The 14,234-nt window shown below is 60.7% G+C and carries 13 protein-coding genes and 3 pseudogenes; 5 read left to right on the top strand and 11 right to left on the bottom strand.

What is annotated here, in order from left to right:
- Window positions 1–15: 15 nt before the first annotated feature.
- From ccoP to NKJ75_RS05640, 5 genes are all read right to left on the bottom strand, one after another.
- Complete coding sequence (ccoP, locus tag NKJ75_RS05660; RefSeq protein WP_023822528.1) at window positions 16–879, bottom strand: cytochrome-c oxidase, cbb3-type subunit III; 864 nt, start codon at window positions 877–879, stop codon at window positions 16–18.
- 2 nt (window positions 880–881) lie between these two features.
- On the bottom strand, window positions 882–1,031 hold the full coding sequence (locus NKJ75_RS05655; RefSeq protein ID WP_023766610.1) for a CcoQ/FixQ family Cbb3-type cytochrome c oxidase assembly chaperone: 150 nt from the start codon (window positions 1,029–1,031) through the stop codon (window positions 882–884).
- Between the two features lie 11 nt (window positions 1,032–1,042).
- Entirely contained in the window at window positions 1,043–1,774 is a 732-nt protein-coding gene (gene ccoO, locus NKJ75_RS05650) for a cytochrome-c oxidase, cbb3-type subunit II (RefSeq protein WP_031198745.1), read from the bottom strand.
- 11 nt (window positions 1,775–1,785) lie between these two features.
- Entirely contained in the window at window positions 1,786–3,396 is a 1,611-nt protein-coding gene (ccoN, locus tag NKJ75_RS05645) for a cytochrome-c oxidase, cbb3-type subunit I (protein ID WP_352499310.1), read from the bottom strand.
- Between the two features lie 556 nt (window positions 3,397–3,952).
- Window positions 3,953–4,699 (bottom strand): Crp/Fnr family transcriptional regulator, encoded by a 747-nt coding sequence (locus NKJ75_RS05640; protein ID WP_352499309.1) that lies wholly within the window; start codon window positions 4,697–4,699, stop codon window positions 3,953–3,955.
- 152 nt (window positions 4,700–4,851) lie between these two features.
- Here NKJ75_RS05640 and hemN point away from each other — a divergent pair, with 152 nt between their 5' ends.
- Window positions 4,852–6,201 carry an oxygen-independent coproporphyrinogen III oxidase gene (gene hemN / locus NKJ75_RS05635; protein ID WP_352499308.1) on the top strand — a complete coding sequence of 450 codons (1,350 nt, stop codon included), beginning with the start codon at window positions 4,852–4,854 and terminating at the stop codon, window positions 6,199–6,201.
- Between the two features lie 236 nt (window positions 6,202–6,437).
- Here the strand turns inward: hemN and queE are convergent, their stop codons facing one another.
- The 3 genes from queE to queC are packed head-to-tail and all read right to left on the bottom strand — an operon-like array spanning window position 6,438 to window position 8,223.
- Window positions 6,438–7,172 (bottom strand): 7-carboxy-7-deazaguanine synthase QueE, encoded by a 735-nt coding sequence (gene queE / locus NKJ75_RS05630; protein WP_023713158.1) that lies wholly within the window; start codon window positions 7,170–7,172, stop codon window positions 6,438–6,440.
- Window positions 7,169–7,525 carry a 6-carboxytetrahydropterin synthase QueD gene (gene queD, locus NKJ75_RS05625; RefSeq protein ID WP_023807034.1) on the bottom strand — a complete coding sequence of 119 codons (357 nt, stop codon included), beginning with the start codon at window positions 7,523–7,525 and terminating at the stop codon, window positions 7,169–7,171. The genes queE and queD overlap by 4 nt, the downstream gene beginning before the upstream one ends.
- Entirely contained in the window at window positions 7,525–8,223 is a 699-nt protein-coding gene (gene queC, locus NKJ75_RS05620) for a 7-cyano-7-deazaguanine synthase QueC (protein WP_023807035.1), read from the bottom strand. The genes queD and queC overlap by 1 nt, the downstream gene beginning before the upstream one ends.
- Window positions 8,224–8,779: 556 nt before the next feature.
- Here queC and NKJ75_RS05615 point away from each other — a divergent pair.
- Together NKJ75_RS05615 and NKJ75_RS05610 are read left to right on the top strand one after the other, a co-directional pair.
- The gene (locus NKJ75_RS05615; RefSeq protein WP_023747260.1) at window positions 8,780–9,169 is read left to right on the top strand and encodes a hypothetical protein; all 390 of its coding nucleotides are present in this window, start codon (window positions 8,780–8,782) and stop codon (window positions 9,167–9,169) included.
- Window positions 9,170–9,225: 56 nt separating this feature from the next.
- Complete coding sequence (locus NKJ75_RS05610; protein ID WP_023807036.1) at window positions 9,226–9,549, top strand: hypothetical protein; 324 nt, start codon at window positions 9,226–9,228, stop codon at window positions 9,547–9,549.
- A 71-nt stretch (window positions 9,550–9,620) separates the two neighbouring features.
- Here the strand turns inward: NKJ75_RS05610 and NKJ75_RS05605 are convergent.
- Both NKJ75_RS05605 and NKJ75_RS05600 read right to left on the bottom strand, forming a co-directional pair.
- Window positions 9,621–10,775 (bottom strand): annotated as a pseudogene (locus NKJ75_RS05605) (IS1380 family transposase).
- 97 nt (window positions 10,776–10,872) lie between these two features.
- A pseudogene (locus NKJ75_RS05600) lies at window positions 10,873–10,974 on the bottom strand (LysR family transcriptional regulator); the annotation flags it as partial.
- Window positions 10,975–11,549: 575 nt separating this feature from the next.
- On the opposite strand from NKJ75_RS05600, the gene NKJ75_RS05595 reads away from it, so the two are divergent.
- Both NKJ75_RS05595 and NKJ75_RS05590 read left to right on the top strand, forming a co-directional pair.
- Entirely contained in the window at window positions 11,550–11,825 is a 276-nt protein-coding gene (locus NKJ75_RS05595; protein WP_031206078.1) for an acyl carrier protein, read from the top strand.
- On the top strand, window positions 11,826–13,031 hold the full coding sequence (locus NKJ75_RS05590; RefSeq protein WP_023808085.1) for a beta-ketoacyl-[acyl-carrier-protein] synthase family protein: 1,206 nt from the start codon (window positions 11,826–11,828) through the stop codon (window positions 13,029–13,031). It abuts the gene before it with no gap.
- A gap of 319 nt (window positions 13,032–13,350) precedes the next feature.
- On the opposite strand, the pseudogene NKJ75_RS05585 reads toward NKJ75_RS05590, so the two are convergent.
- Window positions 13,351–14,230 (bottom strand): annotated as a pseudogene (locus NKJ75_RS05585) (IS1380 family transposase); the annotation flags it as partial.
- Window positions 14,231–14,234 lie beyond the last annotated feature (4 nt).

Below are 14,234 nucleotides of genomic sequence, written 5' to 3'. Positions count from 1 at the left end.
GAATAGGCTTCTTTCCTATTCTCCGCCGCCAAGCGAATGGATGTAGACCGTCAGTTCCTTGACCTTGATCTCGCCGAGGCGCGCGCCCCAAGCCGGCATCACGCCGTGTTTCGGTGCGGTTACCTGGGCGGCGATGGCTGCTTCGCCTGACCCGTAGAGCCAGATGGCGTCGGTCAGATCTGGAGCGCCGAGTTCCTTGTTGCCTTTTGCATTGTCGCCATGACAGGCCACGCAGTTTTCGGCAAAGACCTTTGCGCCCGGCGCGACCAATGCTTGATTGACGACGGCCCCCGACAGACTGGCGACGTAGGCGCTGACCTGTTTGATCTGGTCGGCGGTGATGATGTCGGCAAAGGCGGGCATTTCCGACAGGCGCGTATTCGGATCGGAGGCGAAGCGAATGCCATGGGTGATCGTCTGCTGAATCTGGTCCGCCTTGCCGCCCCACAGCCAGTCGTCGTCGTTGAGGTTGGGGAAGCCCTTGGAGCCCTGGGCGCCGGAACCATGGCACTGCACGCAATTGAGCTTGAACGCGGCACCGCCGGCGGCGACGGCGAATTCGCGCAGCGTGTCGTCCGCCGCGATCTCCGAAACACTTTTGGACTCTATTGCGGCGACATATTTACCCTTAGCCGCTTCAGCCCCGAACAACTCGTTCCCGACATCGTTGCGGCTAGAATAGCCGAGCACACCCTTGGTTGCCGTGTGCAGTAGAGGCCATGCCGGATAGGCGATCGTGTAGCCGATCGCCCAGACTATGGTGATGTAGAATGTGCAGATCCACCAGCGCGGAAGCGGGTTGTTGAGCTCCCGGATGCCGTCCCACTCATGACCGGTGGTTGAGATGCCGGAAACCTCGTCAATGTGATCGCTGCTCATGATCAGTCCTCCTTCAGAGGAATTTGAGCTGCTTCGCCGGCTTGCCTGCGGCTGCCGGGACGAAGTGCAAAGGCAACGGATCCGATGAAGAAAAGAGCCATGGCAAGTAGGCCCCAGCTGTCGGCAAACTCCCGCATGAAATTGTACGTCATCGCCATTGTCCTCAGCGGTAGCCGGCGGTCTCATCGTAGTTCTTGAAATCGACCAGCGTGCCCAGCATCTGGAGATAAGAAACCAGCGCGTCCATTTCGGTGACTTGCTGCGGGTTGCCGTCGAAGTCGCCGATCTTGGCCTTGGGGTAGCGGGCCTCGAGGCCGGACGTGTCGGCGTTGTGATCAGCCTGCGTCATCAGATCGGCGTTAGCATGCGCGATCATGTCATCGGTGTAAGGGGCACCGACACGCCGGTTTGCGACCAGATGCGTCGAGAAGTCCTTCACCGCGATCGGCTTGTCCTTCAGGAAGGCATAGCTCGGCATGATCGATTCCGGCACCACGGACCGTGGATCTGTCAGGTGATCCACGTGCCACAGGTTGGAATAGCGGTCGCCAACGCGGGCGAGATCCGGTCCGGTGCGCTTCGATCCCCACTGGAACGGGTGGTCGTACATCGACTCGGCCGCCAGGCTGTAGTGGCCGTAGCGCTCGACCTCGTCACGGAACGGCCTGATCATCTGGCTGTGGCAGAGGTAGCAGCCCTCGCGGACGTAGATGTTGCGCCCGACCAGTTCGAGCGGCGAGTAAGGCCGCATGCCTTCCACCTTCTCGATCGTGTTATCGAGATAGAAGAGCGGCGCGATCTCGACGATGCCGCCGATTGTCACGACCAGCAGCGACCCGAGGAGGAGAAGTGTAGCGTTCTTCTCAATGACCGCGTGTCTGTTCATCAACCTCATTTTCTGTCTCATCATCGCGCAAGCTGGAGGGCGGGGGTGGAGCGCGGCATCGGATCCTGCTCGCGCCGGTAGCCGAGGATGGTCATGGCGATGTTCCAGGCCATGATCAGGGTGCCGGAGAGGTACATGGCCCCACCGATGGCGCGCATGATGTAATAAGGATGCATGGCGGCCACGGTTTCGGCGAAGGAGTAGACTAGGAAGCCCTGCTCGTCGTATTCGCGCCACATCAGGCCCTGCATGATGCCGGACACCCACATCACCGCGGCGTAGACAACGATGCCAAGCGTCGCCAGCCAGAAGTGCCAGGTCACGAGGCGCAGCGAGTAGAGCCGTTCACGGTTCCACAGCTTCGGCACCATGAAGTAGATTGCGCCAAACGAGATCATGCCAACCCAGCCGAGTGCGCCCGAATGGACGTGCCCGATGGTCCAGTCGGTATAGTGCGACAGAGAATTGACCGTCTTGATTGACATCACCGGGCCCTCGAAGGTCGACATGCCGTAGAAGGCGATGGCCATCACCATCATGCGGATGATCGGGTCAGTGCGCAGCTTGTCCCAGGCGCCCGACAGCGTCATCAGGCCATTGATCATGCCGCCCCATGACGGCATCCACAGCATGATCGAGAACACCATGCCGAGTGTCTGCGCCCAGTCAGGCAAAGCGGTGTAGTGCAGGTGATGGGGCCCGGCCCAGATGTAGAGGAAGATGATTGCCCAGAAATGGACGATCGACAGGCGGTAGGAATAGACCGGCCGGTTGGCCTGCTTGGGCACGAAATAATACATCATGCCCAGGAAGCCGGCGGTCAGGAAGAACCCGACGGCATTGTGGCCGTACCACCACTGCGTCAGGGCGTCCTGGACGCCGGAAAATGCGGAATAGCTCTTGGATCCGAGGAAGGAGGCCGGCATCGAGAGGTTGTTGATCACATGCAGCATCGCGATGGTGACGATGAAGGAGAGATAGAACCAGTTGGCGACGTAGATGTGCGGTTCCTTGCGCTTCAAGATCGTGCCCAGGAAAAGGATCAGGTAGGCGACCCAGACGATGGTCAGCCAGATGTCGACATACCATTCGGGTTCCGCATATTCGCGGCTCTCGGTGATGCCGAGCAGATAACCGGTCGCGGCCATGACAATGAAGAGCTGGTAGCCCCAGAACACGAACCAGGCGAGATCGCCACCGAACAGCCGAGCGCGGCATGTGCGTTGGACGACATAGAGAGACGTGCAAAGCAACGCGTTGCCGCCGAAGGCAAAGACGACGCCCGAGGTGTGCAGAGGCCGCAAGCGGCCGAAGTTGAACCAGGGCTGTATGTTGAGATCGGGATAGGCAAGCTGCAGCGCGATTACCACGCCGACAAGCATGCCGATGACACCCCAGAACATGGTGGCGATGGCGCCATAGCGGATTGGACCATCCATGTAGGCGGACGGGTCGATCGGAGCGGCAGGCTTGAACTCAGTGTTACGCAGTAGGATCGCAGTGAAGCCAGCCAAGGCGAAGAACAAGACCCACATATGCTGGCGAAAGGGTTCATCCACCCCAGCGCCAGCCGCCACCAAAGCCGCGAATGCGAACAGGCTTAGAAGCACGATTTCATTGCCGAATTTCATCGCAAGCCCCGATTTCCAATTCCGGCGGATGCCAAACCGCGGTGCCTTATTGCGCAGCCGTCGCCTGCTCGCCCTGATCCATGTCAGAGCCGCACCATTTTGCTCGAGCAGCATCGAGTTCGGTGCGATCAGACTGCGACGATCGAATGTGGAAGCGCACCACCGGCCGCCCGTTTATGGATGGGGCCTGGCGTCCCCGGTCGGGCCCCGGGTGCGGAGGCGACCGCGGGCGTGTGGGGGAGCGCACCTTCTGTGACGCTGGAAAGCAGGTCGACGCCTTACCGAACCCCGCGTTCAATGCCTTGGAACAGCCAGCGCCAGCGTTACGCTGCCGTCGTGACATTCATGGCTATTGGGGAGACGGCGATTTTCCCCTGCGGATGAGGCGTATTGACTTCGGCCAAGTGTGGATGCTTCGCCCACGAGCCGAAAGGCAACTGGCGCATACGATCGGATGGAGAACGGGCTGTCGCTACGCGATTTCTTCTGAGCCCAACGCGAGCATGCCCTGCCCCGAATGAAGTAAGTGGCGTGGGCCATGCAGCTTCTGCGTCATTCAAACGGCTGTAGCGCCTCGGCCGCCGCAGCGCCGTTCCAGCCGGCTCATGCTGTCCACGGTGACGCGGCGGTTGTTCTCGATCCGAATCACGCCGTCCATTCTCAGGCTGGTCAGCTGACGGCTCACGGTCTCGTTTGTGATTCCAAGGAAATCAGAGATGTCGGCACGCGTCATCGGCAGCTCGAAGCACGCCGACCTAGCCGCGGGGTCAACATTGGAGTCGATGTTCCGGGCAATCATGAGGAGAAAGCTCGCCACCTTCTCTGGTGCGGTCTTGCGCCCCAGAGTCACCATCCATTCGCGGGCCTCGTCAAGTTCGTTCAGCGCCTGCTTGAGCAGGCGATGCACAAATTCGGGTGACTGCTTCATCATCCGTTCGATGGCCGCTCTGGGAAACGAGCATAGCGAGACAGCTGTTGCCGCTTCCGCATTGATCGCACTTTTCATCTTGAAGGGCCGACCCAGAAAATCCGGGGCGAACTGCAGGCCGACAATCTGTTGGCGTCCATCTGACAGGCTCTTCGTGAGCTTCACCACGCCTGAAAGCACGTTCGAATAACAATCGACCGCCTCGGCGTCGCCGATCAGTTCGACCCCCGGCTCGATATTGTGCCGCGACGACGTCTTGGCGAGCTGAGCCAAATGGTCTGGCTCTAGCGCGCCACAGACACCGCGGCGCCGTGCCTCGCAAGACAGGCAAAGAACGGGGATGCCGGAACTGTGAATATCCTGCCGTAATGTCATTCGATCGCTCTACCGGTCCGTGCGGGCAGGATAGCATCCACGGTAGAAAAATCCTTGCGGCAGTTTGTCCGTGCTGAAGGTTGATCGAAATCAGGGCTTAGGCTCATCCAAGCATCCACAGTTCGGGCGACGCAAACACGGTGGACCACGACATGCGACAAAAGCTAGTTGCCAGATTTGGCGAGAACGTCCCGCGCTACACGAGCTACCCGACCGCGCCGCATTTCCATCCAGGCGTTGATGCTGCCGTTTGTCGTGGCTGGCTGCAAGCGCTCGGCGGTGCTGACGAGATCTCGCTCTATCTGCACATCCCTTACTGCGACAAGCTTTGCTGGTTCTGTGCCTGCCATACCAAGCAGACACGCCATTACGAACCGGTGACCACATATCTGCGCTCACTGCATGCCGAGATCGCCACCGTCGCCAGTCTTGTCGCAGGCAAGGGTCGCGTCCGTGCCGTCCATTTCGGTGGCGGTTCGCCGACCATCCTCAAACCCGAAGATATGGTGGCGCTGGGAACGGCCCTGCGCAACAGCTTCGGCTTTCTTCCCGGCGCCAAGATCAGCGTTGAAATCGAACCCAACGATATGGATGGAGCCCGCCTCGATGCGCTTGCCGAAATCGGCATGACTCGTGCGAGCCTCGGCGTCCAGGACTTCGATCCGAAGGTTCAGAAGGCAATCAACCGCGAGCAGAGCTTTTTGCAGACCAAAGCGGTAGTCGACGGTGTTCGTTCGCGCGGCGTCGAATCCGTCAATCTAGACCTGCTGTACGGCCTGCCGCACCAGACCAGGGCGAGCGTTTCCTCAACGGTCGCGCAGGCACTGACCCTGGAGCCGGACAGGATAGCGCTTTTTGGCTACGCCCATGTGCCGTGGTTCAAGAAACATCAGACGATGATAGACGAGGCATGGCTGCCCGGTCCCGCGGAGAGATTTGCTCAATCGCAACTGGCGGCGCGGGCGATCGTGGACCAGGGGTACGAAGCAATCGGCCTCGACCATTTCGCCAAACCCGGCGATGCCCTGGCCCTTGCCGCCCGCGCCGGAACACTGCACCGGAACTTTCAGGGTTACACCGACGATTGCTGCGAAACCTTGATTGGGTTAGGCCCATCGTCCATCAGCCAGTTTCGGCAGGGCTATGCGCAGAACATGCCTTCGACCAGCGAATATCGATGCACGGTTGATGACGGCGGGCTGGCCGCTGTTCGGGGTATCGCACTTTCCAACGACGACCGCGTTCGCGGCTGGATCATCGAGCGTTTGATGTGCGACTTCGCCTTCTCGGCCATCGATCTGGTGGAACGCTTCGGCGAGGCCGGCCAGAGGCTCCTCCTTCAGTCAAGTTCCATGGCCCTCCACGATCCGGTTCGATTGCTTGAACTTGATGGCGACAGATTCGTTGTGCCGGCTGAAAGTCGCCCTTTCATCCGAAGCATCGCGGCCAGGTTCGACAAATATTTCGAAGCTGGAACGGCCAAGCACTCGGCGGCAGTCTGAGCACTCAGAGGAACGGTCATGCCTCTCAGTCGATCATGGACCGCGGTACGTTTGTTGATCGGCGACCGTCTATCGAGACAAGATTCGGAGCGGACCAGACGCGTCTTGGCGCAGCGACGAAATCGTCCGCTCGAGCCCTGCCTGTCGGATCATGGTTGTAGGCGACAGCTCCCTTCGACCTGAACCACCCGTTCACCCGAATTCTGCCGGCGCAGTTCCAGTGGAAAGGGCCTGGGCTAGACGGCTCTCTTGTTACCCCAGAGCACAACGTGCAGCTGCGGTAGCACGCGGGCCTCGAACCATCGGTCGCGGGTCACGCTGTCAACCAGCCACTCCATGCGCTTCAATATTCCGTCAAGGTCGACAGGCGCGTCATCATTTGTGGGGTGTGGCGGCGTGTGATTGCCAGGCTGCAGATAGATCGGAAGTTGCGGAAATTGCGCAGCGGCGTCTTTCGCGTAGGTGTAGTCCCTTTCGTCGAAAACAATGAGCTTGAGCACGACTTGGGGCTTGCCTTGTGCCGCCTGGAGGCACGCCTCGACAGCGGCCCAATCTGTCGTCATTTGGCTTGACGGCGGCTTTGGACTGAGGATCAGCACGTCAAGCTGCGCAAACCAGTCCCTGGCAAGCGACCCTTGGGTTTCCAGCGCAAAACGGTAACCGTCACCATGGCCCCGGTCGATGAGCGCGCCGAGCGGCTGGATGGCCGGATTGCCGCCTGATAGCGACACCATCAGCGGGCGGCCACCGGAAAGGGCAAGCACATTTTTCCACACCGCGCCAACGGACATCATCTCCCATTCATGGCGGAATTGATTGTCCACAGCATGGAGGCTGTCGCACCAGGAACAGCGATAGTCACACCCGCCGGTTCTGACGAAGATCGTCGGCAAACCTATGAGCACGCCCTCGCCCTGGATCGTCGGCCCGAAAATCTCGCTAACGCGGATTGCGGGATGAGTATTCGTCATGGCCGGTATTCCGCCCAGGTTTTCGGCGTTTCGCTCACCCGCACGGCCGCGGTTTCGCTCAGGCGTGCCTTGCACCATTCGTAGAAATGTCTGGCCAGATATTCCGCCGTGACTTGCTCGTGTCCCAGCACGTCGTTGAGATGTCGGTGGTCGAAGCTCTCGTCGATGTAGCGTTTGAATGGCGCCAAGTCATGGTAGTCGCGCACGAAGCCGTGATCGTCCAGTCCATCCGCTGAAAGCTCCACTTCGACGATGTAGTTATGTCCGTGCAGGCGCGCGCATTGGTGATCGGGTGGCAATGAGGTGAGCTGATGCGAGGCTGAGAAGTGGAATTCCTTGGTGATGCGGAACATTACGCGGTGGTCCTTCGCAGCGCTCCGAGCCAGAAGTCGGAGTCCTCATACTCCGTTGGGTCCGGGTGCCCAGCGATGTGAAACGCCTCACGCCGCTCGACGCAGGTCCCGCACCTCCCGCAATGACGCTCGGCGCCCTTGTAACAGGACCAGGTCTGCGCAAACGGCGTGCCGTATGTGGCTCCATCCGTAACAATGTCCGCCTTCGCCAGGTTCACATAGGGTGCATAAAGGCGAATCTGCGCGTAGCCGTCGAGCGCGTGGTCCTGCATCATCTGGAAAGCGTCGATGAAGGCCGGACGGCAATCGGGATAGACAACGTGATCCCCACCATGCACGGCCGTCGCCACTGCGTCAGCGTCTTGCGCTGCGGCGAGGCCGAAGGCAATGGCCAACATGATGGCGTTCCGGTTGGGCACCACGGTTATCTTCATCGTGTCTTCGGCATAGTGCCCGTCGGGCACGTCCACATTGTCGGTCAGCGCGGAGCCGGAAAGGCCGCCGCCGATCTCGTGGATATCGATGATTCGCTGCGGGACACTCAGGCGCTCCGCGCAAAGGGTGGCGAAGCCCAATTCCTTCCTATGCCGTTGGCCGTAATCGAACGATAGCAGGCCGGTAAGCTGGTGCTCCGCTGCCACCTTGTGGGCAAGAGTAACGGAATCCAATCCGCCGGAGCAGACGACGAGAGTCTTCATCGTTGGGTCCATGTTTTAACCGGGTAGGCTGCGACCGGAGATTTCTCTGCGCTCAAGTACTTCAGGAAAACCATTTTGTGAAGTGAACGGAGACCAATTCGTGCGCTTGCGTGCGATGCGCAAAAAGCCTTCGCGGTGAGCTGCAAGGACACGGACGAGACGTCACCCTTGAGCGGAATGCTCAGAGTCGAACGCTTCTCGGGGACAAAGTTCTCGACGAGCAGAGCCTGGCGGTCCCGAGCGCCGAGCGACGCCGGTGCAACGGTTTCGGGGTACAAAGCCGAGATGGGCTTGCCGCAAACAGCTCACTAATCAGGGATGTTCAGCGATGCCGAAATCCAGATATCGGGATGGATTATGAGGTCAATTGTCGCGACAGCTTGGCTGGCCTGCTCCTTGCGTTTCGTAGAAGCAGCGCATTCCACTTCAGGAGCATTTTGATGAGCACGCCCTCAATGGATGACCGGCGAACCCTGAATAACCGGTCGTGAGCCGACATCTGTGAACAAGCGGTGTGGTCGATTGCAATCACCCATGTCTTGCGCACAGGTACCTCATGGCAGTGGATGAACTGAACTTGATGGTTTTACAGATGGCAGTCGAAAGCGTCCGCTCGCTCTCGTTGAGCTTCGCTGAAAAAGCCGCCGAGATAGCCACCAGGAGCCGCGGCAGCCTGCTTTTCGACGTTCGGATCGACGGTGACGCGCAGGTCCAGCGGGTCGCAGCCATCCGATATCACGGCGGCCAATTCGGCGTGCTGGCGTTAGACGGACACGGCCTAGTTACCCACTATTGCATCGTTAACGGTATGTTCTCACATTACATTGCGGCCTTGGAGAGCTGGCACAGGATGCCCCTGTCGATGCAGGCCAAGATGGATGCCAACGGCAATGCCCGTCTTTTCGTAGCGGCGTTGCGGGATGCCGGACATATGCTGGGCACCTAGCATATGGCCAGAGTGCATCTCTGAATTTGCATGTGCATCACTGCGATGGCGCCGGCATGATCGTGATGCTCGAAAAGGGCTGCGGCGGCCGTGGCAAAGCGGTCGCCGCGATGATGGTGTCAACGGCGTTGCATCGATGCGAGCGTTTAGACAGAGGTCTCCTCCTGGCATCGCGCGCATGCAAGGAGCTACGCAAGCGCAAATGTATCAAGTATTTTGAAGCGACGACCCCTCATGCATATGGAGCTGCGATGCACGGGCGGCATAAGCCTCGTTGCCATCTAGCCGCCTTGATGCACGGCGATGAGCTTTCGGCGGCCTGCATCGGCGATCTGGCCGCCCTGTGCATTTTGACAAGCCTCGTCGGGTGCCGGCGATGATCCGTCGTGATGGCAGGCGGGGGTTTACAGGTTGCGGTCGGCGGGTTCGTTTCGGGCGCCTGCGCCCATCGTTATGTCGCGAGTTGGGGGATGCGATCGAGGACGATGCGCAGGATGCGCTGGTCGGGGCACGATGTCGGCAGGTGCAGGCGGATTTGCGATTTCATCTCGACCACCCGCGCAGCGATTTTGATGAGGCGCAATCGCAGCGTGTCGAATTGGGCGACGGCAAAGCTCGAGCGCCTCGGCATCGCGGCCCGCAAGCCCCACATCAACCAGTAAGCACCGGCATTCAGGAATAGCCGGAACTGGTTGGCCGTCGCTCTGGTGCAGGATGTGCGGTCGGCGGCAAGATGCGTCTTCCACGATGTGGTTCTCGGCCGCGCCGCGCCGGCAGTAGACATCCTCGTAGAGCGCCTTGGCCTTCCCACCGGCAAGGTTGGTGACGACGAAGCGGATATCGCCACCGTGGGCGCCGACCTCGACCCGCGCGATGATGCGCTCGACGCGGCTCCAACTAGCGGCGCCGTCAACGAACTCCTTGAACCTGCGGACCTTGCCTGTCTTGGCCGACGCTTCGAAGCGCGCCGTCGTGCTGGCATCCAGATCCGCGACATGCTTGCGCAGGATCGTGGTGGGCGCGAGGCCAAAGATGAAGTCGACGTCGTTGGGGCGGCACCAGTCGGACCTGCGGGTTGCAATAATGGCTATCGCCGCGGAGCAGGATACGAATGTTCAGCCAGTTGATCCGGATCGCCCGCACCAGACGGCGCAGGTGGGGGCGGATCTCAGCCCCACTCGGCCGCTTGGCCGGTCGCAGGATCGCGCTGACGAACCGTCCCGCACCATCGAACACGACGATCCGGCTGGAAGCCGTACTCGTCATGGTGGGCATTGAACAGGCGAAGCTGTTGGCCTCCGTGCACAGCGTCGAAGGTGTCGAGAGCGCGGCGCAGCCGGTTGGCGTCGTTGCCGTCCTCGTAGCCCGCGGCGATCATTTTCATGCGAAAGCCGATCATGTCCGCCAGGCTGTGGACGACCTGGTCCGGGCAGCGCGGATCGTCGATGCAACGCGGCAGACGCTCGGCCATCCGCAACCGCTTTTCCACCTCGGCCAAGGCCAGAACGCCGCTGTTGGACGACAGCATGCCGCCGTCGAAACGGGCGACGACGGACTTGCCGCCGACTGATGACAAACCGCTCAGCGGCAGCGCAAGATCGTTCATGGTGGGTGTGGTCTCGGGAAATGGTTCGGATCGGCTTAAGCAACCAAATCCTACGTCATTTCAACGGGCTTGCGCCACATCCACCAACCCCCATGAATTTGGCTAGGTTGATGCGGCGTGCCGCCGCCGTGAGGCTGCGCTCGCTCAGCAGCGCGTCGAGAACGACGAGAAGATTCAGATCGAGCCCTTTGAAACGAATGTCTTAGCTATCCATAGCGTGGATGAATTTGATTGAAACAAAGGATTTTACCAATTTTCCGGAATGTCGCATGGACCTGGCAGGATCTCAAGTGCGCCGATCACTGCCCCTATCGCGTGGCGAGTCCCTTGAGAAGAGCCCGAAAGAGGAAATCTGTCGCGTGCGGTGGAGATTGTACTGGAAATGAGAGGCAGCGCTCCGATCATGTCGAACTCTCCGACGAATGGCGGACCGGTACAATAGTTGATCGCAACTGGTCCGGAGCTATGAAACATCTCGATTACATATGAGGTGCCGAGTGAATACGCTGACAGCACCCACCGTCGCAGCGTTTAGCTGACGTTTGACGACGGTTCCTATCCATTTACACGCAGATTCTTGATGTGCTGGCGCAAAAGCGGGAGGCCGGCGACTTTTCTTCGTCATCGGGCTGACGCCGCAGAAGCCGGAACTCGTCCGGTTCCTATGGGCATTGGGCTTGGTCGGCGCACAGGGCTCCATGAGGGGCAATTTTGGCAACGCGACGCGACTCGGGTTTTGAACGACGCCGAAAACGCAAGCTGGAAAGGAACAAGATGGCAGATCAACTCGCCAACGAAATAATCGCCATGATCAAGAAGCGCGCCGCGTCGGAGGGCGGCATAGCGCCTGCCACAGGCGGCGAGATAACGGCTGCCACGAGACTGACTTCGCTCGGTATCGATTCACTGGGATTGGCGGACGTTCTCTGGGACCTGGAGCAGGCCTACGGCATCGAGATCGAGATGAATACGGCCGAGGCATGGTCGGATCTCCAGAATGTTGGGGACATGGTGGAAGCCGTGCGCAGCTTGCTCGCTACGGGGGTGTGAATGGACAGGCGCGTCGTGATTACTGGGATTGGCGGGATTTGCGGGCTTGGGACCAACACCGCCGCCATTTGGACAGAGATGCGAGAAGGCCGCTCCGCCATCGGCCCAATCGTCAACTCCGAGCTCCATGAATTGAGGGTCAGGATTGGTGCCGAGATCAAAGCGCTGCCGGAGCATGACATCGACCGCAAGCAACTCATCTCCATGGACCGCTTCAGCCTGCTCGCTGTTCTTGCGGCGCGCGAAGCCATGCGTCAGGCCGGACTTTCCTCCAAAGAGGGAAATAGCTATCGCTTCGGTGCGACGGTGGGCGTTGGCGGCTGCGGGTGGGATGCGATCGAGCAAACCTACCGCGCCATCCTGCTGGGCGGTAAGCGTGCCGCTCTCTTGACTGTACCCAAGGCGATGCCGGGTGCCGCTGCCGGCCAGGTCAGCATGAGTCTCGGCCTGCGCGGGCCGGTCTTCGGCGTCACGTCCGCCTGTTCCTCGGCAAACCATGCGATTGCCTGCGCGGTGGACCAGATCAGGCACGGCCGGGCCGACGTGATGCTTGCCGGCGGCAGCGAAGCGCCGCTCATATGGGGTGTGCTGAAGGCATGGGAAGCGATCCGCGTGCTTTCGCCCGATGCTTGCCGGCCATTCTCGGCCGATCGCCAGGGCCTATCGCTTGGTGAAGGCGCCGGCATGGCGGTGCTGGAAAGCTACGAGCATGCCCTGGCTCGGGGCGCCACCATCCTTGCCGAAATTGCCGGTGCCGGCCTTTCCGCCGATGCGTCCGACATCGTCGCGCCGACTGTCGAGGGGCCGGAGGCAGCAATGCGGGCCTGCCTTGCCGATGCCAGGCTGGACGCCGAGGATGTCGACTATCTCAACGCGCACGGCACCGGCACAAAGGCCAACGACCAGATCGAGACGGCGGCGATCAAGCGAGTCTTCGGTCAGCACGCCTTCTCAATGTCCATTTCTTCTACCAAGTCCATGCACGCGCATTGCCTCGGCGCGTCCGGCGCGCTCGAGTTGATCGCCTGCGTGATGGCTATCCGCGAGAGCGTCGTGCCGCCGACTGCCAATTATCGTGAGCTGGACCCCGATTGCGATCTCGACGTCACGCCCAATGTGGCACGCGAGCGCAAGGTGCGCGTGGCACTGAGCAACTCCTTCGCCTTTGGCGGCACGAACGCGGTTCTGGCGTTCAGGCAGGTGTAGAAGCCATGAGAGATGCCTCCGGCAACATTATCTTTCGCATCCAGATGCTTGCCAGATAACTATTGTGAAGGGCGGGTCATTGACCGCCTCGGCGAATGCGGGAAGTGGCAGCGGAAGCTCGACGATCCGGGGGTATCGTCTTTGCGAAATTCTTAACTGTTGAAGCGGCTTGGACGTACCGCCGCCCCGTAAAAGGTAAGCGAGGCCCTGCGGGCTCGGCTTGAGGGTCCGAAGCTGTACATGACAATGTCTGGAAGCCTCAGGGTCGGCTCTGCGCCCGTTATAGCCGCCTGAGTGCTGCCGGCCCGGCCGCGCCGCGGGCGCCGTCAACGAACTCCTTGAACCTGCGGACCTTGCCTGTCTTGGCCGACGCTTGCAAGCGTGCCGTCGTGCTGGCCTCCAGATCCGCGACATGCTTGCGCAGGGTCGTGGTGGGCGCGAGGCCAAAGATGAAGTCGACGTCGTTGGCGCGGCACCAGTCGATGACCTGCGGGTTGCAATAATGTCTATCGCCGCGGAGCAGGATTCGAATGTTCGGCCAGTTGATCCGGATCGCCCGCACCAGACGGCGCAGGTGGGGGCGGATCTCAGCCCCACTCGGCCGCTTGGCCGGTCGCAGGATCGCGCTGACGAACCGTCCCGCACCATCGAACACGACGATCGGCTGGAAGCCGTACTCGTCATGGTGGGCATTGAACAGGCGAAGCTGTTGGCCTCCGTGCACAGCGTCGAAGGTGTCGTCAATGTCGAGTACGATCCGCTTCGGCACCTGCCGGAACGAGGCGCAATAGAGATCGACCATCGCCCGTCCCATCGACCAACTCCCGCACGCCGGGTAGGTTCTCCAGCCGGCACAGCGTCGATTTCGACGCCAGATCCCGACCCGACGGCAGCGCATCCTGGGCCATCTTGAAGACCGGATCGCGGCGCAGCCGGTTGGCGTCGTTGCCGTCCTCGTAGCCCGCGGCGATCATCTTCATGCGAAAGCCGATCATGTCCGCCAGGCTGTGGACGACCTGGTCCGGGCAGCGCGGATCGTCGATGCAACGCGGCAGACGCTCGGCCATCCGCAACCGCTTTTCCACCTCGGCCAAGGCCAGAACGCCGCTGTTGGACGACAGCATGCCGCCGAAACGGGCGACGACGGACTTGCCGCCGACTGATGACAAACCGCTCAGCGGCAGCGCAAGATCGTTCATGGTG

Origin of the sequence: Mesorhizobium sp. M0058, assembly GCF_040323095.1 — a bacterium.
GTDB lineage: Bacteria > Pseudomonadota > Alphaproteobacteria > Rhizobiales > Rhizobiaceae > Mesorhizobium.
Note: the sequence above shows the minus strand (reverse complement) of the source record. Positions and strands in the feature narration are given on the sequence as shown.

Bases quoted from the DNA above. Each gene is read 5' to 3' on its own strand.
- NKJ75_RS05595 (WP_031206078.1), top strand. From the start codon at position 11,550: ATGGCAGATCAACTCGCCAACGAAATAATCGCCATGATCAAGAAGCGC.
- NKJ75_RS05590 (WP_023808085.1), top strand. From the start codon at position 11,826: ATGGACAGGCGCGTCGTGATTACTGGGATTGGCGGGATTTGCGGGCTT.
- queE (WP_023713158.1), bottom strand. From the start codon at position 7,172: ATGACGAATACTCATCCCGCAATCCGCGTTAGCGAGATTTTCGGGCCG.
- queC (WP_023807035.1), bottom strand. From the start codon at position 8,223: ATGAAGACTCTCGTCGTCTGCTCCGGCGGATTGGATTCCGTTACTCTT.
- queD (WP_023807034.1), bottom strand. From the start codon at position 7,525: ATGTTCCGCATCACCAAGGAATTCCACTTCTCAGCCTCGCATCAGCTC.
- ccoO (WP_031198745.1), bottom strand. From the start codon at position 1,774: ATGAGGTTGATGAACAGACACGCGGTCATTGAGAAGAACGCTACACTT.
- NKJ75_RS05615 (WP_023747260.1), top strand. From the start codon at position 8,780: ATGGCAGTGGATGAACTGAACTTGATGGTTTTACAGATGGCAGTCGAA.
- hemN (WP_352499308.1), top strand. From the start codon at position 4,852: ATGCGACAAAAGCTAGTTGCCAGATTTGGCGAGAACGTCCCGCGCTAC.
- ccoP (WP_023822528.1), bottom strand. From the start codon at position 879: ATGAGCAGCGATCACATTGACGAGGTTTCCGGCATCTCAACCACCGGT.
- ccoN (WP_352499310.1), bottom strand. From the start codon at position 3,396: ATGAAATTCGGCAATGAAATCGTGCTTCTAAGCCTGTTCGCATTCGCG.
- NKJ75_RS05640 (WP_352499309.1), bottom strand. From the start codon at position 4,699: ATGACATTACGGCAGGATATTCACAGTTCCGGCATCCCCGTTCTTTGC.
- NKJ75_RS05610 (WP_023807036.1), top strand. From the start codon at position 9,226: ATGATCGTGATGCTCGAAAAGGGCTGCGGCGGCCGTGGCAAAGCGGTC.
- NKJ75_RS05655 (WP_023766610.1), bottom strand. From the start codon at position 1,031: ATGACGTACAATTTCATGCGGGAGTTTGCCGACAGCTGGGGCCTACTT.